This is a genomic window from Cyanobium sp. CH-040, assembly GCF_024346135.1.
Classification (GTDB): domain Bacteria; phylum Cyanobacteriota; class Cyanobacteriia; order PCC-6307; family Cyanobiaceae; genus NIES-981.
The window spans coordinates 503,425-525,002 of record NZ_JAGQCJ010000001.1 but is presented as its reverse complement, the minus strand read 5'-3'; the positions used below and the strand labels follow the sequence as shown (position 1 = coordinate 525,002).

24 protein-coding genes are annotated in these 21,578 nt (G+C 69.1%); 11 read left to right on the top strand and 13 right to left on the bottom strand.

Annotated features, from left to right (window positions below; genetic code table 11):
- Positions 1 to 83 precede the first annotated feature (83 nt).
- Both KBY90_RS02715 and KBY90_RS02710 read left to right on the top strand, forming a co-directional pair.
- Positions 84 to 503, top strand: a complete 420-nt coding sequence (locus tag KBY90_RS02715) for an RNA-binding protein (RefSeq protein ID WP_254966875.1) — start codon at positions 84 to 86, stop codon at positions 501 to 503.
- Positions 504 to 558: 55 nt separating this feature from the next.
- On the top strand, positions 559 to 1,476 hold the full coding sequence (locus KBY90_RS02710; RefSeq protein WP_254966941.1) for an alpha/beta fold hydrolase: 918 nt from the start codon (positions 559 to 561) through the stop codon (positions 1,474 to 1,476).
- Between the two features lie 4 nt (positions 1,477 to 1,480).
- Here KBY90_RS02710 and KBY90_RS02705 read toward each other — a convergent pair whose 3' ends face one another.
- Positions 1,481 to 2,413 carry a phytoene synthase gene (locus KBY90_RS02705; RefSeq protein WP_254966940.1) on the bottom strand — a complete coding sequence of 311 codons (933 nt, stop codon included), beginning with the start codon at positions 2,411 to 2,413 and terminating at the stop codon, positions 1,481 to 1,483.
- Positions 2,414 to 2,424: 11 nt separating this feature from the next.
- Positions 2,425 to 3,858, bottom strand: a complete 1,434-nt coding sequence (gene pds, locus KBY90_RS02700) for a 15-cis-phytoene desaturase (protein ID WP_254966874.1) — start codon at positions 3,856 to 3,858, stop codon at positions 2,425 to 2,427.
- 161 nt (positions 3,859 to 4,019) lie between these two features.
- Between pds and KBY90_RS02695 the strand changes: the two genes are divergently transcribed.
- Entirely contained in the window at positions 4,020 to 4,382 is a 363-nt protein-coding gene (locus KBY90_RS02695) for an NAD(P)H-quinone oxidoreductase subunit M (protein WP_254966873.1), read from the top strand.
- The gene (locus KBY90_RS02690; protein WP_254966872.1) at positions 4,379 to 5,089 is read left to right on the top strand and encodes a DUF3172 domain-containing protein; all 711 of its coding nucleotides are present in this window, start codon (positions 4,379 to 4,381) and stop codon (positions 5,087 to 5,089) included. The genes KBY90_RS02695 and KBY90_RS02690 overlap by 4 nt, the downstream gene beginning before the upstream one ends.
- Positions 5,090 to 5,105: 16 nt before the next feature.
- On the opposite strand, the gene KBY90_RS02685 is transcribed toward KBY90_RS02690, so the two are convergent.
- Positions 5,106 to 6,119 carry a LysR family transcriptional regulator gene (locus tag KBY90_RS02685; RefSeq protein ID WP_254966870.1) on the bottom strand — a complete coding sequence of 338 codons (1,014 nt, stop codon included), beginning with the start codon at positions 6,117 to 6,119 and terminating at the stop codon, positions 5,106 to 5,108.
- A 152-nt stretch (positions 6,120 to 6,271) separates the two neighbouring features.
- On the opposite strand from KBY90_RS02685, the gene KBY90_RS02680 reads away from it, so the two are divergent.
- The 6 genes from KBY90_RS02680 (at position 6,272) to KBY90_RS02655 (ending at position 13,805) form a co-directional block, all read left to right on the top strand.
- Complete coding sequence (locus tag KBY90_RS02680) at positions 6,272 to 6,973, top strand: NnrU family protein (protein WP_254966938.1); 702 nt, start codon at positions 6,272 to 6,274, stop codon at positions 6,971 to 6,973.
- A gap of 107 nt (positions 6,974 to 7,080) precedes the next feature.
- Positions 7,081 to 9,093 (top strand): NAD(P)H-quinone oxidoreductase subunit 5, encoded by a 2,013-nt coding sequence (locus KBY90_RS02675; protein WP_254966869.1) that lies wholly within the window; start codon positions 7,081 to 7,083, stop codon positions 9,091 to 9,093.
- 399 nt (positions 9,094 to 9,492) lie between these two features.
- Complete coding sequence (locus tag KBY90_RS02670; RefSeq protein WP_254966868.1) at positions 9,493 to 11,082, top strand: NAD(P)H-quinone oxidoreductase subunit 4; 1,590 nt, start codon at positions 9,493 to 9,495, stop codon at positions 11,080 to 11,082.
- 97 nt (positions 11,083 to 11,179) lie between these two features.
- Positions 11,180 to 11,551 (top strand): LapA family protein, encoded by a 372-nt coding sequence (locus KBY90_RS02665; protein ID WP_254966867.1) that lies wholly within the window; start codon positions 11,180 to 11,182, stop codon positions 11,549 to 11,551.
- Between the two features lie 97 nt (positions 11,552 to 11,648).
- Entirely contained in the window at positions 11,649 to 12,578 is a 930-nt protein-coding gene (locus tag KBY90_RS02660) for a segregation/condensation protein A (RefSeq protein ID WP_254966866.1), read from the top strand.
- 45 nt (positions 12,579 to 12,623) lie between these two features.
- Positions 12,624 to 13,805, top strand: a complete 1,182-nt coding sequence (locus tag KBY90_RS02655) for an NDP-sugar synthase (protein WP_254966865.1) — start codon at positions 12,624 to 12,626, stop codon at positions 13,803 to 13,805.
- Here KBY90_RS02655 and KBY90_RS02650 read toward each other — a convergent pair.
- The gene (locus tag KBY90_RS02650; RefSeq protein WP_254966864.1) at positions 13,783 to 14,712 is read right to left on the bottom strand and encodes a methylenetetrahydrofolate reductase; all 930 of its coding nucleotides are present in this window, start codon (positions 14,710 to 14,712) and stop codon (positions 13,783 to 13,785) included. The genes KBY90_RS02655 and KBY90_RS02650 overlap by 23 nt on opposite strands.
- A 79-nt stretch (positions 14,713 to 14,791) precedes the next feature.
- Here KBY90_RS02650 and KBY90_RS02645 point away from each other — a divergent pair, with 79 nt between their 5' ends.
- Entirely contained in the window at positions 14,792 to 15,085 is a 294-nt protein-coding gene (locus KBY90_RS02645; RefSeq protein ID WP_254966863.1) for a response regulator transcription factor, read from the top strand.
- A 92-nt stretch (positions 15,086 to 15,177) separates the two neighbouring features.
- Here KBY90_RS02645 and KBY90_RS02640 read toward each other — a convergent pair whose 3' ends face one another.
- The 9 genes from KBY90_RS02640 to KBY90_RS02600 all read right to left on the bottom strand — a co-directional run bounded on the left by KBY90_RS02640 (position 15,178) and on the right by KBY90_RS02600 (position 21,562).
- The gene (locus tag KBY90_RS02640) at positions 15,178 to 15,360 is read right to left on the bottom strand and encodes a hypothetical protein (RefSeq protein ID WP_254966862.1); all 183 of its coding nucleotides are present in this window, start codon (positions 15,358 to 15,360) and stop codon (positions 15,178 to 15,180) included.
- Positions 15,361 to 15,370: 10 nt separating this feature from the next.
- Positions 15,371 to 15,985 carry a CYTH domain-containing protein gene (locus KBY90_RS02635; protein ID WP_254966861.1) on the bottom strand — a complete coding sequence of 205 codons (615 nt, stop codon included), beginning with the start codon at positions 15,983 to 15,985 and terminating at the stop codon, positions 15,371 to 15,373.
- Positions 15,986 to 16,004: 19 nt separating this feature from the next.
- A complete protein-coding gene (locus tag KBY90_RS02630) occupies positions 16,005 to 16,925 on the bottom strand; it encodes an NAD(+) kinase (protein WP_254966860.1) in 921 nt (306 codons plus the stop codon).
- A gap of 9 nt (positions 16,926 to 16,934) precedes the next feature.
- Positions 16,935 to 17,264: an NADH-quinone oxidoreductase subunit NuoK gene (nuoK, locus tag KBY90_RS02625; protein WP_254966859.1), complete on the bottom strand. Its 330-nt coding sequence runs from the start codon at positions 17,262 to 17,264 to the stop codon at positions 16,935 to 16,937.
- A 48-nt stretch (positions 17,265 to 17,312) separates the two neighbouring features.
- Positions 17,313 to 17,912, bottom strand: coding sequence for an NADH-quinone oxidoreductase subunit J (locus tag KBY90_RS02620; RefSeq protein WP_254966858.1), 600 nt, complete (start codon positions 17,910 to 17,912; stop codon positions 17,313 to 17,315).
- The gene (gene ndhI / locus KBY90_RS02615; RefSeq protein ID WP_254966857.1) at positions 17,912 to 18,520 is read right to left on the bottom strand and encodes an NAD(P)H-quinone oxidoreductase subunit I; all 609 of its coding nucleotides are present in this window, start codon (positions 18,518 to 18,520) and stop codon (positions 17,912 to 17,914) included. The genes KBY90_RS02620 and ndhI overlap by 1 nt, the downstream gene beginning before the upstream one ends.
- Positions 18,521 to 18,641: 121 nt before the next feature.
- Complete coding sequence (nuoH, locus tag KBY90_RS02610; protein WP_254966856.1) at positions 18,642 to 19,802, bottom strand: NADH-quinone oxidoreductase subunit NuoH; 1,161 nt, start codon at positions 19,800 to 19,802, stop codon at positions 18,642 to 18,644.
- Between the two features lie 24 nt (positions 19,803 to 19,826).
- The gene (locus KBY90_RS02605) at positions 19,827 to 21,017 is read right to left on the bottom strand and encodes a citrate synthase (protein ID WP_254966855.1); all 1,191 of its coding nucleotides are present in this window, start codon (positions 21,015 to 21,017) and stop codon (positions 19,827 to 19,829) included.
- A gap of 56 nt (positions 21,018 to 21,073) precedes the next feature.
- A complete protein-coding gene (locus tag KBY90_RS02600) occupies positions 21,074 to 21,562 on the bottom strand; it encodes a histidine phosphatase family protein (RefSeq protein WP_254966854.1) in 489 nt (162 codons plus the stop codon).
- Between the last annotated feature and the right edge of the window lie 16 nt (positions 21,563 to 21,578).

Genomic DNA, 21,578 nt, shown 5'->3' with positions numbered 1-21,578 from the left:
GTTAACTGCATGGTGCGAAGGCGTGAGGTGAGAGGGTCCTGTCCTCGCCCGCTGAAGTTTTCCCCCTTTTCCGAGTCCCATCCATGAGCGTTCGTCTCTATGTCGGCAACCTGCCGCAGTCCTTTGATGCCAAGGAGCTTGAGGCTCTGTTCAGCGCTGTGGGTGAGGGGGTGCGCTTCAAGGCGGTGAACGACCGCGAGACCGGCACCTGCCGGGGCTTCGGCTTCGCCAACGTCGACGATCAGAAGCTGGCGGAAGCCGTGATCGCCCAGCTCAACGGCAAGGAGTTCGGCGGCAACAGCCTGCGCATCGAGATCTCCGAACGGCGTGACAGCCGCACGGCGGGCAGCGGCGACCGCCGCGGCCAGACCGCCCCGCTGCGCCAGGCGGTGAACAAGGTGGTGCATGCCGATCAGGTGGACAGCCAGGCCCCCGATCCCCGCTGGGCCGGTGAACTCGCCAAGCTGAAGCAGCTCCTCGACAGCCAGAAGGCTGCCGTCTGATTCCCTGACCCAGGCCCCTTCCCTGCACTGGTCGTGGCAGGGCCACGCCGTCGGCCTGCGCCGCACCGGTGATCCGGCAACCCCGGACAAGGTTCTGCTGATCCACGGGTTCGGGGCGTCCTCGGGCCACTGGCGCCATTCCCTGCCAGCCCTGGCGGCCAGGGCCGACGTGCTCGCCATCGACCTGCTGGGTTTCGGGGCCAGCGCCAAGCCCCGCTCGCGGCTGGCTGACGAACCCGCTCAGCCGGGCGCTGTGCGTTACTGCTTCGACCTCTGGGCCCGGCAGGTGGCCGATGCCGCCACGGAACTCCTGCAGGTCGGCACGCAGCCGGTCCGCCTGCATCTGGTGGGCAACTCCATCGGCGGCATGGTGGCCCTCACCGCCGCCCTGCTGCTGCGCAGCCGGGGCTCGGCACCCCATCAGGTGGTGCTGATCGACTGTGCCCAGCGCGCCCTCGATGACAAGCGGCTGGGGGAGTTGCCGGCCTGGCAGCGGCCGGTGCGGCCCCTGCTCAAGAGCCTGGTGCGGCAGCGGGCCCTGATCGGGCCCCTGTTCCGGCTGCTGGCGCAGCCGGCCGCGATCCGCCGCGTGCTGGCACGGGCCTACCCCAGCGGGAGCCACGTGGACGACGAACTCGTCGACCTGCTCGTCCGTCCCAGCACCGACCCCGGCGCCCTGGAGAGTTTCCGGGGGTTCGTGAACCTGTTCAACGACCACCTGGCCCCTGAACTCCTGGCCGAGCTGAGCCAGCCGGCCGCAGCGGGTGAGCCCCTGATCCCGGTGCGCCTGATCTGGGGGGAGGCCGATCCCTGGGAAGACCCGGCCCAGGCCCGGGCCTGGGCCTCGCGCTACGCCTGCATCCAGGAGCTGGTGGTGCTCCCGGGCGTGGGGCACTGTCCCCACGACGAGGCACCGGAGCTGGTGAATCCGCTCCTGCTCCGCTGGATCGGCGAGGAGGCCGGAGCGATCTGAACGGTCAGCGGGCCTGGGCGATCAGGAAGGAGAAGGGCAGGTCGAGCAGCTTGCCGCGCCGGGGCACGTAGGCCCGACGGTTGAACACGTCGTAGTCGTGCCGCTCGATCACATCGAGGATGCCGCGGTACAGCCGCAGGGAGGCCCACACGGGCCAGCGGGCATCGGGGGCCAGCCAGCGCACGCCCATCTCGGAGCGGGTGAACCACTCGCGGGCCCGCTGCAGCTGGAAGCGCATCAGCGCCCGCCACTGGTCGTTGATCACACCGGCCAGCAGCTGCTCTTCGCTGTAGCCGAAGCGTTGCAGCTCGTCCTGGGGGAGATAGATGCGGCCGCGGCCGCGATCTTCGCCCACATCCCGCAGGATGTTGGTGAGCTGGTTGGCGATGCCGAGCGCCACCGCCGCCTCCGAGGTGTCCGGCGGGTCGCTCCAGGGGGCGCTGGTGTAGGCGGAATCGAGGCCCATCACCTCCTGGGTCATCAGGCCCACCGTGCCCGCCACCCGGTAGCAGTAGAGCCGCAGCTGCTCGAAGCTGGCGTAGCGGGTGGTGGTGAGGTCCATGCGCATGCCCTCGATCATGTCCAGATAGGGCTGCAGGGGCTGGGGGAAGCGCTCGATCGTGTCGCGCATCACCAGGTCCAGACCGTCGCGCACCTCACCGTGGAACAGGGCCCGGGTGCGCTGCTCCCAGGCATCCAGCCTGGCGGCCAGTTCAGCCGTGGAGCGCTGCTGGGCCTCGGGGCTGTCCATCAGCTCGTCGGTGCGGCGGCACCAGACGTAGATCGCCCAGATGGCCCGGCGCTTGGCCGGCGGCATCAGCAGGGTGCCGAGATAGAAGGTCTTGGCCCACTCGGCCGTTTCCCGCCGGCAGGCCTCGAAGGCCTCCGCCAGCGTGGGCAGGGGCAGACGTCCGATGGCGCGATCGGCCAGCACCATGCCGCCGCCGCTCAAACCGAGGCCAGGGAGGCGGCAGCCTCGCTCGCGCCACCTGGGGTGAGCCGGCCCTCGGCGAGAGCGGCCTCGATGGCCTGGGCACACTGCTTGCCGCTCAGCACCGCCCCCTCCATCGAGGCCAGGTAGCGCTGCATGGTGTAGTCGCCGGCGAGGAAGAAGTTGGCGATCGGCGAGGTCTGATCGGGGCGCAGCCGCTGGCAGCCCGGCACCGTCTTGTAGACCGACAGCGGCGTCTTCACCACGATCGCCTTGCGCAGCCGGGCCTGATCCTCCCCGGTGAAGTGCTGGGGGAAGAGGCGCTGGAGCTCCTCGAGGGTCGCGGCCACGATCTCGTCGTCGGAGCGCCCGATCCAGTCCTTGGCCGGGGCGAACACCAGCTCCAGCATCGAGCGCTCGGGGTCTGCATACTCGCGGCAGGTGTTGCTCATGTCGGCATACACGCTCAGCAGCGGACTGCGGCTGAAAAGCAGATGGTCGATGTCGGTGAGCTTGCGGTCGAACCAGAGGTGGATGTTGATCACCGGCACGCCGTTGAGGCCTTCCAGCTTCCGGAAATAGGAGAGCCCCTTCCAGGGCTCGGGCAGCAGCAGCTTGAAGGGATCCACCGGCAGGGCACTCACATAGGCATCGGCGCTGAGGGTGTAGCCCTGCTGGCCCTTGATGCCGCCGATGCGGAAGCCGCTCACGGTGCCGTCGGCCCTGAGCTCGATCTCCCGCAGGGGCGAATCGAGATGCACCTCACCGCCGCGCGCCGTGACGTAATCGACGATCGGCTGGCACAGCCGCTGGGGCGGGTTGCCGTCGAGGAAGGCCATCTTCGAACCGTCGCTCTCCTGCAGGAAGCGGTTCAGGGCCGTCAGCACGACGGTGCTGGAGATCTCGTCGGGATCGATGAAGTTCAGCGCCTTGGCCATGGCGATGAACACCTCGTCGTTCACCCGCTCGGGGATGTTGTGCAGCCGCAGCCACTCGGTCCAGGAGTAGTGGTCGCACTCCTCCACGTACTGCTGGCCACGCAGCATCGCCGGCACCAGGCCCAGGCCGAAGGCGATCTTCTCCGGCCAGCTGAGCATGTCGTTGTTGCCCAGGATCGCCGCCACGCCGTTGAAGGGGGCGGGGATGTCGGGGAAGTCGAAACGGCTGTAGGTGCCGGGGGTCTCCTTCTGGTTGAAGATCATCGAGTGGCTCTTCCACTGGAGCCGGTCCTCGATGTCCAGCTCCCTGAAGAGCTGGCGCATGTTGCGGTACGCACCGAAGAAGATGTGCAGACCGGTCTCGTACCAGTCGCCGTCCTCGTCCTGCCAGGCCGCCACCTTGCCGCCGAGCACGTCGCGGGCCTCCACCACGATCGGGGTGTGGCCGGCGTCGCAGAGGTACTTGGCGCAGGCCAGGCCTGCCAGGCCGGCACCGGCGATGGCGACGCGCATAGCAAAGGTTGAAAACCAGGGGCAACCCTAGGTGGCGCACCGGGACCATGCGCCCAGGCCAGCAGCCTCCGCCATCGGCGGGGTTCCTAGAGTCCGGTTCCTGGACGCCAGCCCGAGGCCGTCCCCAGCCCCAGCCGCCACCAGCCCCCCCCCCAGCCGCCATGGCCGAGTCCAGCCCCGCAGCCACGCTGCTGAAGTCCACCACCCGCCACGTGCGCCTGTTCACGGCCCGGGTGGAGAACGGCGACCTGGTGCCCGACCTCGGCCAGCTCACCCTGGATGTGGATCCGGACAACGAATTCCTCTGGGACGAGCCGGTGCTGGCCAAGGTGCAGCAGCGGTTCCGTGAGCTGGTGGAGGCCCGCGCCGGCGAACCGCTCACCGACTACACCCTGCGCCGGATCGGCTCGGAGCTGGAGGGGCAGATCCGCCAGCTGCTGCAGGCCGGGGAGCTGCGCTACAACCCGGATTGCCGGGTGCTCAACTACTCCATGGGCCTGCCCCGCACGCCGGACACCCTGTGACCCGTTACAGCAGCCGCCCTGAACCAGCCCGTTCCGACACCGGACGCGGGGGATCCGACCGCTACGGGTCGGATCGCTACCGCTCCGATCGCTACGGGTCCGATCCCTATCGATCGGATCGCTACTCCGCGGCTGAGTCGCCTCCCCGGGGCGAACGCCCGCCGCGCCGCCCTGCCGGTGGCGGGGGCGCTGGCGGTGGCGGTGGTGCTGCGCCCGGCGGGCCTCAGTTCAACATGGCCACCATCGCCGTGCTGGCCGGGGTGCTGGTGCTCGGCATCGGCATCGGCACGGCCCTCTCCAGCACCACCCAGGGCAACCAGGGCAACATCGCCAGCTCCCAGCAGCTGGACATGGCGGTGCCCGATCCCGAGTTCTGCCGGCAGTGGGGCGCCAGCGCCTTCGTGATGGATGTGGAGATCTACACCACCATGAACCCCAGCTCCAGCTTCGTGACCCAGCCCGCGCTGCGGCCCGGCTGCGTGATCCGCCGCGAGAACTGGAGCGTGCTGCAGCAGCAGGGAGCGGTGACCGCTGAGCAGATGCGCCAGTGCAAGCAGCGCATGAACACCTTCGCCTACATCGGCTCGATCAAGGACCAGCCGATCGTGCGCTGCGTGTATCAGACGGACATCCGCGAGAACCAGTTCATCACCCGCGGCACGGCTGACGACAGCGTCGGGGTGACGCCGGAAGCCAACCAGTTCTGATTGGCGATCAGCTAGCTCAGACGCCGGCAGCCCCGGCGGCGGCCTCAGCGGCAGGGGCCACCGCCGGAGCAGAGGCAACCTGCTGGCCGTTGCGCCGCAGGGGGCTGTCGGCGCTGGCGAACACCGGCAGCACCTCGCGGCGGAAGGCGTCGGCGGCGCGGGAGCAGTAGCGGGCCGGGTGGGTGATCAGCTTGAGCTGGCGGCGCACCATCAGGTCGGCCACCTGGGGGCGGTGCAGCGTGCCGGCGGCCAGTTCACGCTCGATCGACACCACCGGCAGGAAGGCGGCCCCCAGGCCCGACTGCACGGCGTTCTTGATCGCCTCGAAGGAGTTGAGCTCCATCTCGATCTTCAGCCGCGACACCTCCAGACCGGAGCGGGCCAGCAGCTGGTCGACCATCTTGCGCGTGGTGGACTGGGCGTCGAGGCAGACGAAGCCGAGCCGGTAGAGGTCTTCCTTGGTGAGCTCCGGCAGCCGCGCCAGGGGGTGCTTGACGGGCAGCACCAGGGCCAGTTCATCCACGGCGTAGGGCACCACCTGCAGCAGCTCGTTGAGCTCGCTGGGCAGCTCGCCGCCGATGATCGCCAGATCGATCTGGCCGTTGGCCACGCTCCAGCCCGTGCGGCGGGTGCTGTGCACCTGCAGCTGCACCGCCACATCGGGGTACTTCTGGCGGAACAGCCCGATCATGCGCGGCATCAGGTAGGTGCCGGTGGTCTGGCTGGCGCCCACCACCAGCGATCCGCCCTTGAGGTTGTGGAGGTCGTCGAGGGCGCGGCAGGCCTCCTGGCACTGGCTGAGGATGCGGTCGCAGTAGCTGAGCAGCAGGTGGCCGGCCTCGGTGAGCTGGGCCTTGCGGCCGCCGCGGTCGAACAGCGACACGCTCAGCTGCTTCTCCAGGTTCTGGATCTGCAGGCTCACCGCCGGCTGGGTGACGTAGAGGCTGTCGGCCGCCTTCTTGAAGCTGCCCTCCGAGGCGATGGCCCGCAGGATGCGCAGCTGATCGAGGGTGAACGGCAGGTCTGCCATGGTTCGGCCAGGAGCCCGCAGGCCAGCGCCGGCAGGAGGCTGAAACTCTACGGGGACCGCCCTGTGGCCAGAATCGGGCCCTTCACAATCCCCGCCTGCCCGTGATCGCCAGCCTCACCAGCCCGGCCGGCAGCCATCACAGCAGCTGGGTGATGCTGGGCCTGCTGCTGGCCTTCGCCGTGCTCCACAGCGGCGGCGCCTCGCTGCGCCACCTGGCGGTGGCCCGCATCGGCGAGCGGGCCTGGCGGCTGATCTTCGCCGGGGTGAGCATTCCCGCCGCCGTGGTGGTGATCGGCTACTTCCTGGCCCACCGCTACGACGGCATCCGCCTCTGGAACCTGCAGGATCAGCCCTGGATCGTGCCGGTGGTGTGGACCGGCACCGCCATCAGCTTCGCGTTCCTCTACCCGGCCACCTACAACCTCCTCGAGATCCCTGCGCTGCTCAAGCCCCAGGTGCGCCTCTACGCCACGGGGATCATCCGCATCAGCCGCCATCCCCAGGCAGTGGGCCAGGTGCTCTGGTGCGCCACCCACCTGCTCTGGATCGGCAGCAGCTTCATGGTCGTCACCTGCGCCGGCCTGATCGCCCATCACCTGTTCGCCGTGTGGAACGGCGACCGGCGGCTGCGCAACCGCTTCGGCGCCGCCTTCGAGGAGCTGCGCGCCAGCACCTCGGTGATCCCGTTCAGGGCCGTGCTCGACGGCCGGCAGCGGCTGGTGGCGGGCGAATTCCTGCGACCTTCGCAGCTCGGCATCGCCATCGCCGTGGGGCTGTTCTGGTGGGCGCACCGGTTCATCGGCCTCGGCGCCACCGCCTTCTCGCGCACCGGCCTCGCCCACTGGCTGGGCTGAGGACAACGCGGGGCTGACGCACCAGCGATCCCCCACAGGTCCAGGGAGCGCTGTCATGAGCTGCCTACACTCGCCGGCAGCCCGCCTCCCTGGGAGCCCGCGCCGGAATGCCTTCAGCCGCTGAACTCGCCTGGTTGATCCCGGTGTTGCCCCTGGCCGGCGCCTGCCTGGTGGGACTCGGGCTGATCAGCTTCAACCGCACCATCAACCGGCTGCGCAAGCCCGTGGCCTGGCTGCTGATCAGCTGCGTGGGCGCGGCGGCGGTGCTCAGCTACACGATCCTGGCCCAGCAACTGGCGGGGGCGGGCCCCACCGAAGTGCTGTTCAACTGGGCCAGCGCCGGCAATTTCAACCTGCAGATGGGCTTCCGCGTCGACGCGCTGGCAGCGGTGATGCTGGCGCTGGTGACCACCATCGCCCTGCTGGTGATGGTGTATTCCGATGGGTACATGGCCCACGACAAGGGCTATGTGCGCTTCTTCACCTACCTGGCCCTGTTCAGCAGCTCGATGCTGGGCCTGGTGATCAGCCCCAACCTGCTCGAGATCTACGTGTTCTGGGAGCTGGTGGGCATGTGCTCCTACCTGCTGGTGGGCTTCTGGTACGACCGCGATGGCGCCGCCAACGCCGCCCAGAAGGCCTTCGTGACCAACCGGGTGGGCGACTTCGGCCTGCTGCTGGGCATCCTGGGCCTGTTCTGGGCCACCGGCAGCTTCGGCTTCGAGGAGATCGGCGCCGGCCTGCAGGAGGCGGTGGCGGGTGGGAGCCTCAGCAGCGGCGTGGCCGTGATCCTCTGCCTGCTGGTGTTCATGGGGCCGATGGCCAAGTCGGCCCAGTTCCCCCTGCACGTGTGGCTGCCCGACGCCATGGAGGGCCCCACACCGATCTCCGCCCTGATCCATGCCGCCACGATGGTGGCCGCCGGCGTGTTCCTCGTGGCCCGGCTGCAGCCGGTGTACGAACCCTTCGCCGCCGTGCAGGTGACCATTGCCGTGATCGGCACGATCACCCTGTTCCTGGGGGCCACGATTGCCCTCACCCAGCAGGACCTCAAGAAAGGCCTGGCCTACAGCACCGTGAGCCAGCTCGGTTACATGATGCTGGCCATGGGCTGCGGCGCCCCTGTGGCCGGCATGTTCCACCTGGTGACCCACGCCTTCTTCAAGGCGATGTTGTTCCTCGGTTCGGGTTCGGTGATCCACGCCATGGAGGAGGTGGTGGGCCACGAGCCGGTGCTGGCCCAGGACATGCGTCTGATGGGCGGCCTGCGCCGCTGGATGCCGGTGACCAGCAGCACCTTCTTCATCGGTTGCGTGGCGATCGCCGGCATCCCGCCCCTGGCGGGCTTCTGGAGCAAGGACGAGATCCTCGGCCAGGCCTTCAACACCTATCCGCTGCTGTGGGCGATGGGCTTCGTGACGGCCGGCATGACCGCCTTCTACATGTTCCGGCTCTACTTCCTCACCTTCGAAGGGGAGTTCCGCGGCAACGACAAGGCCATGGCGGCCCAGCTGCTGGCCGCAGCCGGCAAGACCGGTGACGAGGACCACGGCGATGCGCACGGCAACCTTGCCGACCACCCCCATGAATCCGCCTGGCAGATGGCTCTGCCCCTGGCGGTGCTGGCGGTGCCCTCCGTTCTGATCGGCCTGCTCGGCACCCCCTGGAACAGCCGCTTCGGCGCCCTGCTCGACCCCCACGAGGCGGCCGAGATGGCCGAGCACTTCAGCTGGGGCGAGTTCCTGCCCCTGGCCGGCGCCTCGGTGGCGATCTCGGTGGCAGGCATCACCGTGGCGGTGCTGGCCTATCCCCTGGGCAAGCTGGACATGGCCGCCCTGTTCGCCAACCGCTTCCCGGCCATCAACGCCTTCCTGACCAACAAGTGGTACCTCGATGCCATCAACGACAGGCTGTTCGTGCAGGGCAGCCGCAAGCTGGCCCGCTCGGTGCTGGAGGTGGACTCCAAGGTGGTGGACGGCGTGGTGAACCTCACCGGCCTGATGACCCTGGGCAGCGGCGAGGGCCTCAAGTACTTCGAGACCGGCCGGGCCCAGTTCTATGCGCTGATCGTGTTCGGGGGGGTGATCGCCCTGGTGGTCCTGTTCGGCTCGCTGGGCTGAGGGCTTCGGCCGTGCGCGCGCGTTGCGCGCAACACGGCCTCAGCGCCTCAGCCAAGCGGGCCGAACCCCGCAGGTGTGGGGCTCCGGGGCCCGGTTATTTGCGCTGATCGAAACGCTGGGGGCTGGCCGCAAGGTGCCAAGCGAGCTGCGCTGCAGCAATGGTGGGTTCAGCTGCGGCTGCGGGTCCCGCTGCTGGCACCAGGCACCTACTGCTCAGCCTGCCCGCCCCCCCACTCCTACTGGGGTGGCCGGGTCGCCGGCCGCGTTGGGCGCTGCGCGCCCGCGCCGGCCGGTGACCCGGCCACCCCAGCGCCACTACGGACTGTGTGACTCCCCCCACCGGCGCCGGGGCGCCCGGGCAGGTATTTCTACACTCCAGCCAACGGACTGCCTGTCTACGTGGCCTTTCCCTGGCTGAGCGCCTCGATCCTGTTCCCGATCGGAGCGGCCCTGCTGATTCCCTTCGTGCCCGACAAGGGTGACGGCAAGCAGGTGCGCTGGTTCGCCCTCGGCGTGGCCCTGGTCACCTTCCTGCTCACGGTGGGGGGCTACCTGAACGGCTACGACCCCGCCGTGGAAGGGCTGCAGCTGGTGGAGCGGATCGACTGGCTGCCCCAGCTCGGGCTGGCCTGGTCGGTGGGGGCCGACGGCCTGTCGATGCCGCTGATCCTGCTCACCAGCTTCATCACCGCCCTGGCGGCCCTGGCGGCCTGGCCGGTGAGCTTCAAGCCGCGGCTCTTCTATTTCCTGCTGCTGGCCATGGACGGCGGCCAGATCGCCGTGTTCGCCGTGCAGGACATGCTGCTCTTCTTCCTGGCCTGGGAGCTGGAGCTCCTGCCTGTGTATCTGCTGCTGGCGATCTGGGGCGGCAAGAAGCGCCAGTACGCCGCCACCAAGTTCATCCTCTACACCGCCGGCAGCTCCCTCTTCATCCTGCTCGCCGGCCTGGCCATGGCCTTCTACGGCGACAGCATCAGCTTCGAGTACACGGCCCTGATGGCCAAGGACTTCCCGGCGAAGTTCCAGCTCCTCTGCTACGCGGGCCTGCTGATCGCCTTCGGGGTGAAGCTGCCGATCGTGCCGCTGCACACCTGGCTGCCGGACGCCCACGGGGAGGCCACGGCACCGGTGCACATGCTGCTGGCGGGGATCCTGCTGAAGATGGGCGGCTACGCCCTGCTGCGCTTCAACGTGCAGCTGCTGCCGGAAGCCCATGCCCAGTTCGCGCCCCTGCTGGTGGTGCTGGGCGTGGTGAACATCATCTACGCCGCGCTCACCTCCTTCGCCCAGCGCAACCTCAAGCGCAAGATCGCCTACAGCTCCATCAGCCACATGGGCTTCGTGCTGATCGGCATCGGCAGCTTCAGCGCCCTCGGCACCAGCGGCGCCATGCTGCAGATGATCAGCCACGGCCTGATCGGCGCCAGCCTGTTCTTCCTGGTGGGCGCCACCTACGACCGCACCCACACCCTGCAGCTCGATGAGATGGGCGGCGTGGGCCAGAAGATGCGCAAGATGTTCGCGCTCTGGACCGTGTGCTCCCTGGCGTCGCTGGCCCTGCCCGGGATGAGCGGCTTCGTGAGCGAGCTGATGGTGTTCGTGGGCTTCGCCACCAGTGAGGCCTACACCCTCAGCTTCCGGGTGGTGATGGCGATCCTGGCGGCGGTGGGCGTGATCCTCACCCCCATCTACCTGCTGTCGATGCTGCGGGAGATCTTCTTCGGCAAGGAGAACACCGAGCTGGCCTCCCACACCAACCTGGTGGATGCCGAGCCGCGCGAGATCTACGTGATCAGCTGCCTGCTGGTGCCGATCATCGGCATCGGTCTCTACCCGCGGATCATGACCGACAGCTACCGGGCCTCCATCGAAGCCCTGGTGCGGCGCGAGAGTTCGGCCATGGCCCTGGTGATGCCCACCCCGGCCGGCAACCTGATCCGCCAGGCCGGCCTGCAGGCCTCTCTGCAGGCACCGGCCCTCACCGGCTGAATCCCCAGGGTCGATTCGCACGGGTCGGTTGCGCCCGGGTTGGATTTCCCCCGTCGAGCCGCCGGGCTTACGCTCCCTGGCTGGAGCGCTCCCCGCCATGAAACAGCTGAACTTCCTGCTGATCTTCAGCTTCGGCCTGGCGACGGTGATGTTCACCCTCGAGAACACCGCCCCCACCACGGTTCATTTCCTGCCCGGCATGAAGGCCACCATGCCGCTCGCCGCCCTGCTGCTGGTGGTCGGTGGTGTCGGCGCCACGGCCGCCTGGGTGTTCGCCGTCTGGACCGGGGTGGCCCGCAAGGTGGAGGCGATGCAGCGGCAGGGGGAGTTCGAGGCCCAGCAGGTGCGCATCCAGGAACTGGAGAACGACCTGCAGCGCTACCGCGCCACGGTGGATGCCCAGCTGGGCCTGCTGCCGGCGGCGGGCCAGAGCTCGGCCCAGGCCGATCCCGCCTCCGGCGCAGGCTGAGGACGGGTTGCTGGTGCGCGCCGGCTGGGATCGGTAGCGTGCATGCACGTGCGGTGAGCGCCGCACGGCAGAGCGGCACATCCCCGGTGGCTGAGGTTTGACTCAAGGAGGCGCCAGGCTGGCCATCCGGCTGCTGCAGGACGCGGCCGAACGGGGGGAGATCGATCCCTGGGATGTGGATGTGATCGCCGTGGTGGATGGCTTTCTGGACCAGCTGCGCCAGCGGATCGCACTGCCGCGGCTGGTGCCGCCGCGCCCCGGTCATGGCGGCAGCTACGAGCAGGACCTGGCGGAGAGCAGCGAGGCCTTCCTGGCGGCGGCGGTGCTGGTGAGCCTCAAGGCCCAGGTGCTCGAGGCCAGCACCTTGCTGCCGGAGCCCCAGGCGGACGAGGACAGCCACTGGGCCGCGGAGGCCGCAGAAGACAGCTGGGGCTTCGATCCAGCTCTGGCGCTGCCCCGGCGGCCGGAGCGCTACCTGCGCCGTCGGCCCGTCGCGCCGCCGCCGCTGCAGCGTCCGGTGACCCTCGGAGAGCTGATCCGCCAGCTGGAGGACATCGCCGAGCAGCTGGAGCGGGAGGACGGCCCGGGCCGGCCGGCCCGGCGGCGGCGCCGCTTCAGCGAGCGGGAGGCGATCGAGCAGGTGGCCTCCCTGGCCCATCGCGAGAAGCTGCCGGAAACCACTGCCGCCCTCAGCCGCTTCCTGCAGCACTGGCCCGTGGCCGAGGACTGGGTTGAGTTCGACACTCTGGTGGCGGCCTGGAGAACCAGCGTGGTCAGTGGCGCCGGGGAGGAGGAACTGGACTGCGACCGGGTGGGGGTGTTCTGGGCCCTGCTGTTCCTCTGCCACCAGGGCTGCCTGGAACTCGATCAGCGCGATGGGCTGTTCGGCCCGCTCAGCCTGCGCCGTCAGCAGCAGGAACCGGCGGCCCAGCTGAACCCGCCGGCACCGGTGCCCCTGGCCCTTTCGGAGGGGATCAGCCAGAACGGGTCAGCTCAGGCACCGGCAGGGGAACGGCGCGCCGCCTGACACACCGCTTAAGCTCGCCCATCCCAGCGATGTGAGCTCGCGCCGATGAAGGCGATGATCCTGGCGGCCGGCAAGGGCACCCGCGTGCGTCCGATCACGCACACGATCCCCAAGCCGATGATCCCCATCCTGCAGAAACCGGTGATGGAGTTTCTGCTGGAGCTGCTGCGCCAGCACGGCTTCACCGAAATCATGGTGAACGTGTCGCACCTGGCCGAGGAGATCGAGAACTATTTCCGAGATGGCCAGCGTTTCGGGGTGGAGATCGCCTACAGCTTCGAAGGCCGCATCGAGGACGGCGAACTGATCGGCGAGGCGCTGGGCTCGGCCGGAGGACTGAAGAAGATCCAGAACTTCCAGCGCTTCTTCGACGACACCTTCGTGGTGCTCTGCGGCGACGCCCTGATCGACCTGGATCTCACCGAGGCCGTGCGCCGCCACCGCGAGAAGGGGGCCATGGCCAGCCTGATCACCAAGCGGGTGCCACGCGATCAGGTGAGCAGCTACGGCGTCGTCGTCACCGACGAGAACGGACTGGTGCGCTCCTTCCAGGAGAAACCCTCCCTGGAGGCGGCCGCCAGCGACATGATCAACACCGGCATCTACATCTTCGAGCCCGAGGTACTCGACTACATCCCCAGTGGCGTTCCCTTCGACATCGGCTCAGACCTGTTCCCCAGGCTGGTGGAATCCGGTGCTCCCTTCTTTGCCCTGCCGATGGAATTCGAGTGGGTGGACATCGGCAAGGTGCCCGACTACTGGCAGGCCATCCGCAGCGTGCTGATGGGCGAGGTGCGCCAGGTGCAGATCCCCGGCAAGCAGGTGCGCCCCGGCATCTACACAGGCCTGAACGTGGCCGCCAACTGGGATCGGATCAACGTTCAGGGGCCGGTGTATGTGGGCGGCATGACCCGGATCGAGGACGGCGTGACCATCATCGGCCCGGCGATGATCGGCCCCAGCTGCCAGATCTGCGAGGGCGCCACCATCGACAACTCGATCATTTTCGACTACTCACGCATCGGTCCAGGCGTGCGGCTGGCCGAGAAGCTGGTGTTCGGCCGCTACTGCGTGGATCGCAACGGCGACCATTTCGACCTGCAGGAAGCCGCCCTCGACTGGCTGATCACCGACGCCAGGCGCCAGGACGTGCTCGAGCCCTCGCCCCACCAGAAGGCCCTGGCCGAACTGCTGGGTACCGACCTCAGCCTGAGCCAGGCGAGCTGAGCAGGGGCAACCGCTCGGACTGAGCCGCCTCGGCCCGCAGGCCGGCCTGCTGGAGGATCAGGGGGATGCGCTCCTCGGCCTTGACCGCCATCAGGTGCACCCCCTGGGCGATCGTGCTGTATTCAGCCACCTGCTCGGCGGCGATGCGGATCCCTTCCACCGCCGGATCAGGAGCCTCCGCCAGGCGATCGATCAGGGCCTGGGGGATGCTGGCGCCGGGTACCACCCGGTTGATGAAGGCGGCGTTGCGGGCCGACTTGAGCAGGAACACACCCGCCAGAACCGGCAGGTCCAGAGGCGCGGCGATCTCCTCCACGAAACGGCGCAGCGCCTGGGCATCGGTGACCATCTGGGTCTGCAGGAAGCGGGCACCGGCCTCCTTCTTGCGCCGCACCCGGGTCCGCAGGCCCGTCCAGCTGGAGCACTGGGGATCGGCGGCCGCACCGGCGAAGAAGGCGGTGCCGCCGTCCGGGAGGCTGCCGGCCACCGGATCCAGTCCCTGGTTGAGCTGGGTCACCAGCTGCAGGAGCCGCACCGACTCCAGCTCGTTCACCGGCCGGGCCGTGGGCTGATCCCCCACCCGCACCGGATCACCGGTGAGGCAGAGGATGTTGCGCAGGCCGAGGGCGTGGGCGCCGAGCAGATCGGCCTGCAGGGCGATGCGGTTGCGGTCGCGGCAGGCCATCTGCAGCACCGGCTCGAGGCCCTCCTCCCGCAGCAGCCGGCACACCGCCAGGCTGCTCATGCGCATCACGGCGCGGCTGCCATCGGTGACGTTGATCGCGTGCACCCAGCCGCGCAGTTCCCGGGCAGCGGCGAGGGTGCGGGCGGGATCGCCTCCCCGCGGCGGGGTGACCTCGGCCGTGATCGCCGTTCGACCACGGGTCAGGGCCTGGTGCAGCAGCAATCCGTGCCTCGGGGCGCAGGCCCCATCATGCACGGGTCCAGGTCCTGCCTAGAGTGTGTTCTCGGGGCAGCCTGCCTGCATGGGTCGAGAGCCACACCACAGCCCGCCACAGGATCGCCACCTCTCGGAGCGGGAGCTGGAGATCCTGGCCCACGTGGCGGAGGGCCTCACCAACCAGGAGATCGCCGACCGGCTCACGATCAGCAAGCGCACCGTGGACAACCACGTGAGCAACATCTTCACCAAGACCGGCGCCAAGAACCGCGTCGCCCTGCTCAACTGGGCCATGGATCACGGCAAGATCTGCCGTGACGGGGTCAACTGCTGCGCCCTGGAGCCGAACGACTCGGACACGGCGACGCGGGTGAGCTGACCGGAGCGGAGCCAAACCCCAGGGCAGACGACTCATGAGTACGACTCATGAGTGCAGACGACTCTCAAGGGCAGACGACTCAGCCGATCGGTTCAGCCGATCGGAGCGGCCAGAGTCGACTGCACCTGGGCGTGGGGTTCGATCAGCCGCAGCGCCAGGGATTCGAGGCTGTAGGCGGCCGGCTCGAGCCCGAACAGATCGGCGTAGGCCAGGCAATCGGCCTGGTCGCGCCCCGCATAGCGCAGCACCCCGTGACTGTCGTAGAGCCCGACCAAGGCGTAACCTTCAGGAAATCTTCCGGTTCGATCCTAGGGCCTGCAGCAGCGCGTCCCGTCGCTCCGGAGGCCAGCAGGCCAGGGGCGAGTGAGCCAGGGCGGCATTGCTGAGCTCATGCCGGCCGGTGAGTTCCGGCCCGCACCAGTCCGGCAGTGTCACCGCCTGGCCGGGGCTGCTCAGCTCCACCTCCGCCACCACCAACGGTGCATTGGCGCCCTCGAACACATCCACCACCCAGTCGCCGCCCTCCAGGTCGAGGCCGTGGCGCCGCTTGCTCAGGCACTGGGTGGTGAGCGCCAGCAGGGCAGCGGCGTCGGCGGCGGGGATGGCGTACTCGAACTCCTGACGCACCAGGCCACTGCCGGGACCGGCCTCGCCTCCACCCTGCTCTGCCGTCGCCGGAGCCTTGATGGTGAGCCAGGCCCCGTCCCCGGAGCCTGCGTCCGCACCAGGCGAGCGTGGGTGCGCCTCAGGGGCATCAGGCTGGGAGCTGAGGCGCACGCGCAGGGTGAAGCCGTCAGCGCCGCCGGCCAGGTAACCCTGCTGCAGCCGGCCCTGCCAGCGCACATGGCGGCGCCAGCCGCCGCCGACCACGAGGAAACGGCGTTCGATCTCCAGGCCCACGGCACCGCACTGCGCTGGCCTAATTGTGTGATGGCTGGGCCGCCACCAGACTGCCGGCCCAGTGCAGCTTGTGGGTGAGGGTGCGGTAGTAGGAGGGGCTGTGCTCCAGCTGCACCATCAGAGCAGGGTGCTCCCCCCGCCGCACCACCACCCGGTCGCCGGGCTCGAGGGTGGCGGCATGGGCGCCATCCTTCCAGAGCTTCACCCGGCGGCTGCTCTCCCCCAGCGGCCACACCGACAGCTCCGAGCGCGGGGGCACCACCAGGGAGCGGCTGGAGAGGCTGATCGGACAGATCGGATTGACCACGATCGCCTCGATGCCGGGGTGCAGGATCGGCCCGCCGGCGGCCATGGCGTACCCGGTGGAGCCGGTGGGGGTGGCGATGATCAGGCCGTCGCCGCGGTACTGGTCCACCACTTCGCCGTCGATCTCCAGCTCCAGCACGCACGTGGGCGGCAGTTCATCGGAACCGGGACGGAGGTAGAAGTCGTTGAGGGCGCCATGGTGGTCGTGCAGCTCACCCTCCACGCCGTCGCCGCGGTGGATCCGGGCCTCCAGCATCATGCGGCGCTCGAGGGCGAAGCGGTCCTCACGCAGGCGCTGCCAGAGGTTGGGCTGGCCCTGCAGCTGGAGCAGCCCCCGGTCGTGGGTGAGGAAACCCAGGCTGCCGCCCACGTTGAAGCAGAGAATCGGCACCGCCAGCGGCGCCAGATGGCGGGCGGCACCGAGCACGGTGCCGTCCCCGCCGAGCACCAGGGCCAGGTCGGGCAGATGCTCCTCGGTCGCCAGCAGGCCGGGGAAGGGGTCGGCGGCCGCACCCGAGCTGGCGACGACCACGGACACCCCCTGGCCGCGCAGGTCGTCGGCGCAGCGCCTGGCCTGGCTGTGGGCATCCTGACTGCCGGAGCGCGTGATCAGCCAGACACGCTCCAGGCGCATGGGGAAGGCTTACCAGCGCAGCAGGTTGAAGCGCTCCATGTCCACCGTGTCGCGGTTGCGATAGAGGGAGAGCAGGATCGCGAGGCCCACGGCCGCTTCGGCGGCGGCCACGGTGATCACGAAGATGGCGAACACCTGGCCGCGGATCAGCTGGCCGTCGAGGTAGCTGGAGAAGGCCATCAGGTTGATGTTCACGGCGTTGAGCATCAGCTCGATGCTCATCAGCACGCGCACGGCGTTGCGGCTGTTGATCAGGCCCCACACGCCCGTGCAGAAGAGCACCGCCGCCAGCACCAGGAACGCCTGCAGGGGGATGCCGGAGGAGAGGGAGAGATCCATGGGTGGGACCGAGGTGGGAGCGGTGAGAGGGCAGGTGTGCGGCCGGGATCAGCGGCCGGAGCGGTCCAGCAGCAGAGGGGTGCGGGCCTTCTCGATCAGGCCCTGATCGACGCTCTCGCCGGTGGCGATGTCCTGGCTGAAGACATCGCGGCGGGCCAGCACGATGGCGCCGATCATGGCCATCAGCAGCAGCACCGAGGCCAGCTCGAAGGGCAGGAGGTAGTCGGAGAAGAGGTGCTCGCCGATGCGGATCGTGGCCTCGTCCCCCACCGGCTCCGGACCGCTGCCCCAGGGGGTGGTGAAGGCCACGCGGATCAGCAGGGCGAACAGGCCGCCGCACACCAGGCCGGAGAGCACACGGCGCAGGGCCAGGCCGGGGATGGCCGAGAGGTCCTCGCGCTTGTTCACGAGCATGATCGCGAACAGGATCAGCACGTTCACCGCCCCCACGTAGACCAGCACCTGGGCCGCGGCCACGAAGCTGGCGTTGAGCATCAGGTAGAGGCCCGCCACCGACAGGAACACACCGCCCAGCAGGAAGGCGGCGTAGACCACGTTGGGCAGCAGCACCACCCCCAGGGCACCCGCCACGACGGTGAACGCCAGAACGGCGAAACAGATCAGCTGGGTGGTGGATGCGATCGTCATCAGCCCTTCTCTGCGGGGGTATCGGCCTTGGGCAGGGTCTCGAGCACCTGCTCGGGCAGTCTGCCCGCCCGGGGCTCGGTGTCCGGCACGCCGTGGGGATCCATCTCGCCCTTGGGCAGATAGGCCAGCTCCCGCAGGGCGAACACGGCGGGATCGCTGGTGACGCTGGTGGGCAGCCGGCCGAGGGCGACGTTGTCGTAGTTGAGGCTGTGGCGGTCGAAGGCGGAGAGCTCGTATTCCTCTGTCATCGACAGGCAGTTGGTGGGGCAGTACTCCACGCAGTTGCCGCAGAAGATGCACACCCCGAAGTCGATCGAGTAGTTGCGCAGCTCCTTCTTCTTGGTGGCCTTGTTCATCACCCAGTCCACCACCGGCAGGTTGATCGGGCACACCCGCACGCACACCTCACAGGCGATGCACTTGTCGAACTCGTAGTGGATGCGGCCGCGGTAGCGCTCCGAGGGGATCAGCTTCTCGTAGGGGTACTGCACCGTGACCGGGCGGCGGCGCAGGTGATCGAAGGTCACCGCCAGGCCCTGGGTCATGTAGTTGGCCGCACTCACCGCGTCACGGGTGTAGTCGCCGACTTTCTTGAGGAATCCGAACATGGCGTTCAGGCGGTGACGGGGTCATGATGGCCCCCCTGCAGGGGGACCTGGGTGGGATTGACGGGAAACGCCAGCGCAAGCGCGGGGCAACATGGCCCGACGCCGGCAGGGAGCCGAAGCGTCAGCCCCCGAAGAACGCCGGGAAGGCGAGCTTGAGGCCGGCGGTGACGAGCAGGTTGACCAGGGCGATCGGCAGCAGGAACTTCCAGCCCAGGTCGAGCAGCTGGTCGATGCGCACCCGCGGCGTGGTCCAGCGCAGCAGGATCGCCAGGAACACCAGCAGGTAGGCCTTGAGCACCGTCATCACGATGCCAACCGAGGCGGTGATCACCTGCACCACCGGCGCGTCGATCGGCTGGCCCAGCCAGCTGGCCAGCCACTCCACCGGCAGGGGGAAGCCCCAGCCCCCCAGGTAGAGCACCGACACGAGCAGGGCCGAGAGCACCAGGTTGATGTAGCTGCCCAGGTAGAAGAGGGCGAACTTCATGCCGGCGTACTCGGTCTGGTAGCCGGCCACCAGCTCCTCCTCGGCCTCGGGCAGGTCGAAGGGCAGGCGCTCGCACTCGGCCAGGGCGCAGATCCAGAAGATCAGGAAGCCCACCGGCTGACGCCAGATGTTCCAGCTGAGGATGCCGGCACCGGTCTGCTGATCGACGATGTCGACGGTGCTGAGCGAGTTGCTCATCATCACCACCGCCAGCACCGCCAGGGCCAGGGGGATCTCGTAGCTGATCGACTGGGCCGCCGCCCGCAGACCACCCAGCAGCGAGTACTTGTTGTTGGAGGCGTAGCCGCTCATCAGCAGGCCGATCGGCTGGATGCTGCTGAGGGAGATCCACAGGAAGATCCCCACGCCCACGTTGCTGATCAGCAGGTTCTGGCCGAAGGGCACCACTAGCCAGCTGAGGATCACCGGGATCAGCACCAGCACCGGCCCCAGGGTGAACAGCAGGCCGTCGGCCCGGGCCGGGATGATGTCCTCCTTGAACACCAGCTTGAGGCCGTCGGCCATGGGCTGGAGGATGCCGAGGGCGCCGGCGTACTCAGGACCGATGCGCTGCTGCACGGCGGCGGAGATCTTGCGCTCCAGCCACACGTTCACCAGCACGCCCACCACGGCGGCCACCAGCACCAGCACCATCGGCAGGGGGAGCCAGAGCAGATGGGCCGCGCCGGGGCTGAGACCAAGGCCCTGGAGGAGCGATTCGAAGCTGGCCTGCAGGTCGAGGCCAGCGGCTGCGTCGAGCCCCGGAGCGGTGCCGGGGGCCGGGGTGCTCACCATGAGCGCTGCACGGATGGGGGAAACTTAGCGGGCCTCCAGTGGCGTCCACTCCCGGGGCACCGCCCCGGTGTAGATCTGCGAGGGCCGGAAGATGCGGTTGGCCCCCAGCTGCTCCTTCCAGTGGGCCAGCCAGCCTGCGGTGCGGGCGATGGCGAAGATCGGCGTGAACAGATCCCGGGGGATGCCGAGCTTGCGGTAGACGAGGCCGGAGTAGAAGTCGACGTTGGGGTAGATGCCCTTGGGCCCCAGGCGCGAAGCGGCCACCTCCTCGACCTTGCGGGCCAGGTCGTAGAGGGGGTCGTGGCCGAAGCGGTCGAACAGCTGTTCCGCCAGCCGCTGCAGGATCACCGCCCGGGGGTCCTTCACCTTGTATTCGCGGTGGCCGAAGCCCATGATCTTCTGGCGTTCGGCGATGGCCCGGTCCAGCCAGGGGGCCACCTGGTCCTCGCTGCCGATCGCCTCCAGCATCGCCAGCACGTCCTCGTTGGCGCCGCCGTGCAGGGGACCGGCGAGGGTGCCCACCGCCGAGGCCACCACCGCGTAGGGATCGGTGAGGGTGCTGGCGGTGACGCGGGCGCTGAAGGTGCTGGCGTTGAGGCTGTGCTCGGCGTGGATGATCAGGCAGGCATCGAAGATGCGGGCGGCCAGGGGATCGGGCTCCCGCTCGGTGAGCATGTAGAGGAAGTTGGCCGCGTAGGGCAGGTCGTCCCGGGGCTGGATCGGATCCTGGCCTTTGCGGATCAGCTGGAACGCCGCCACCATCGTGGGGATCTTGGCCAGCAGGCGCACCACCGCTCCGTAGATGTATTCCGGGTTGTCGAGGGCGCGGCGGGAATAGAAGAGCCCCAGGGAGGCGGCGCTGGCCTGCAGCGCGTCCATCGGGTGGCCCTGGGCCGGGAAGCTCTTCATCATGTCCCGGATGCGGAAGCTCACCCGCCGGTGCATCTGCACCTCATGCTCGAAATCCCGCAGCTGCAGCGCCGTGGGCAGCTCCCCCCAGATCAGCAGGTAGGCGGTTTCCAGAAAGGTGCTCTGGGCCGCGAGGATCGCGGCGTCGTAGCCGCGGTAGGTGAGGTGGCCCTGGCGTCCGTCGATGTCGCAGATGGCCGACTGGGTGGCCGGCACGCCCTCGAGCCCGGGCCGGAACGCCGGCGCGTGGGAAGCGGCGCCCTCGGCCGGGGCGCCCGGGGCAGCGGCGGGGTCACTCACGGGCATGCGGACAGGCGGGGAAGGTCCGACCCTACGGCCATCCGCAGGGGCACGCCGTAGCACTAGCTGCCTGCCAGCAGCTGCCGCGGCCCCATCAGCAGGCGCAGGCGCCCCCGCGGCCGGCCGGCGTCCCCGGCGGGCTCCAGCTCCAGCAGCGCCACACCGGCCTTCTTCAGGGTGATGCTGCCGGGGGTGGCGCCGATCAGGGCGGCGGCCAGCAGGCCCAGATCGGGCTCATGGCCCACCAGCGCCAGCCGCTGCCGCTGCCTGAGGGGCCGGAGGAGGGGCCAGGGGTCCCCCCCCGGGGCCAGGCCGTCGTGCAGCTGCAGCGCCGGTGCCAGCCCGGCGGCGCAGGCCAGCTCGGCCGTCTGGCGCGCCCGCGTCAGCGGGCTGCTGACCAGGGCGCTGCAGCCCAGCTCCAGCTGGACCAGCCGGGCCAGCACCGCCCGGGTGCGTTCGCGGCCCTCGTCCGTGAGCGCGCGCGCGGCATCGTCCCGGTCACCGCAGCGCTCCTCGGCGATGCCATGACGCAGCAGCAGCAGTTCGGTCATGACTCAGCCCCTCCCA

Bases quoted from the DNA above. Each gene is read 5' to 3' on its own strand.
- KBY90_RS02715 (WP_254966875.1), top strand. From the start codon at position 84: ATGAGCGTTCGTCTCTATGTCGGCAACCTGCCGCAGTCCTTTGATGCC.
- KBY90_RS02705 (WP_254966940.1), bottom strand. From the start codon at position 2,413: ATGGTGCTGGCCGATCGCGCCATCGGACGTCTGCCCCTGCCCACGCTG.
- pds (WP_254966874.1), bottom strand. From the start codon at position 3,858: ATGCGCGTCGCCATCGCCGGTGCCGGCCTGGCAGGCCTGGCCTGCGCC.
- KBY90_RS02695 (WP_254966873.1), top strand. From the start codon at position 4,020: ATGGCCGAGTCCAGCCCCGCAGCCACGCTGCTGAAGTCCACCACCCGC.
- KBY90_RS02685 (WP_254966870.1), bottom strand. From the start codon at position 6,119: ATGGCAGACCTGCCGTTCACCCTCGATCAGCTGCGCATCCTGCGGGCC.
- KBY90_RS02680 (WP_254966938.1), top strand. From the start codon at position 6,272: ATGCTGGGCCTGCTGCTGGCCTTCGCCGTGCTCCACAGCGGCGGCGCC.
- KBY90_RS02675 (WP_254966869.1), top strand. From the start codon at position 7,081: ATGCCTTCAGCCGCTGAACTCGCCTGGTTGATCCCGGTGTTGCCCCTG.
- KBY90_RS02665 (WP_254966867.1), top strand. From the start codon at position 11,180: ATGAAACAGCTGAACTTCCTGCTGATCTTCAGCTTCGGCCTGGCGACG.
- KBY90_RS02655 (WP_254966865.1), top strand. From the start codon at position 12,624: ATGAAGGCGATGATCCTGGCGGCCGGCAAGGGCACCCGCGTGCGTCCG.
- KBY90_RS02645 (WP_254966863.1), top strand. From the start codon at position 14,792: ATGGGTCGAGAGCCACACCACAGCCCGCCACAGGATCGCCACCTCTCG.
- KBY90_RS02630 (WP_254966860.1), bottom strand. From the start codon at position 16,925: ATGCGCCTGGAGCGTGTCTGGCTGATCACGCGCTCCGGCAGTCAGGAT.
- nuoK (WP_254966859.1), bottom strand. From the start codon at position 17,264: ATGGATCTCTCCCTCTCCTCCGGCATCCCCCTGCAGGCGTTCCTGGTG.
- KBY90_RS02620 (WP_254966858.1), bottom strand. From the start codon at position 17,912: ATGACGATCGCATCCACCACCCAGCTGATCTGTTTCGCCGTTCTGGCG.
- ndhI (WP_254966857.1), bottom strand. From the start codon at position 18,520: ATGTTCGGATTCCTCAAGAAAGTCGGCGACTACACCCGTGACGCGGTG.
- nuoH (WP_254966856.1), bottom strand. From the start codon at position 19,802: ATGGTGAGCACCCCGGCCCCCGGCACCGCTCCGGGGCTCGACGCAGCC.
- KBY90_RS02605 (WP_254966855.1), bottom strand. From the start codon at position 21,017: ATGCCCGTGAGTGACCCCGCCGCTGCCCCGGGCGCCCCGGCCGAGGGC.
- KBY90_RS02600 (WP_254966854.1), bottom strand. From the start codon at position 21,562: ATGACCGAACTGCTGCTGCTGCGTCATGGCATCGCCGAGGAGCGCTGC.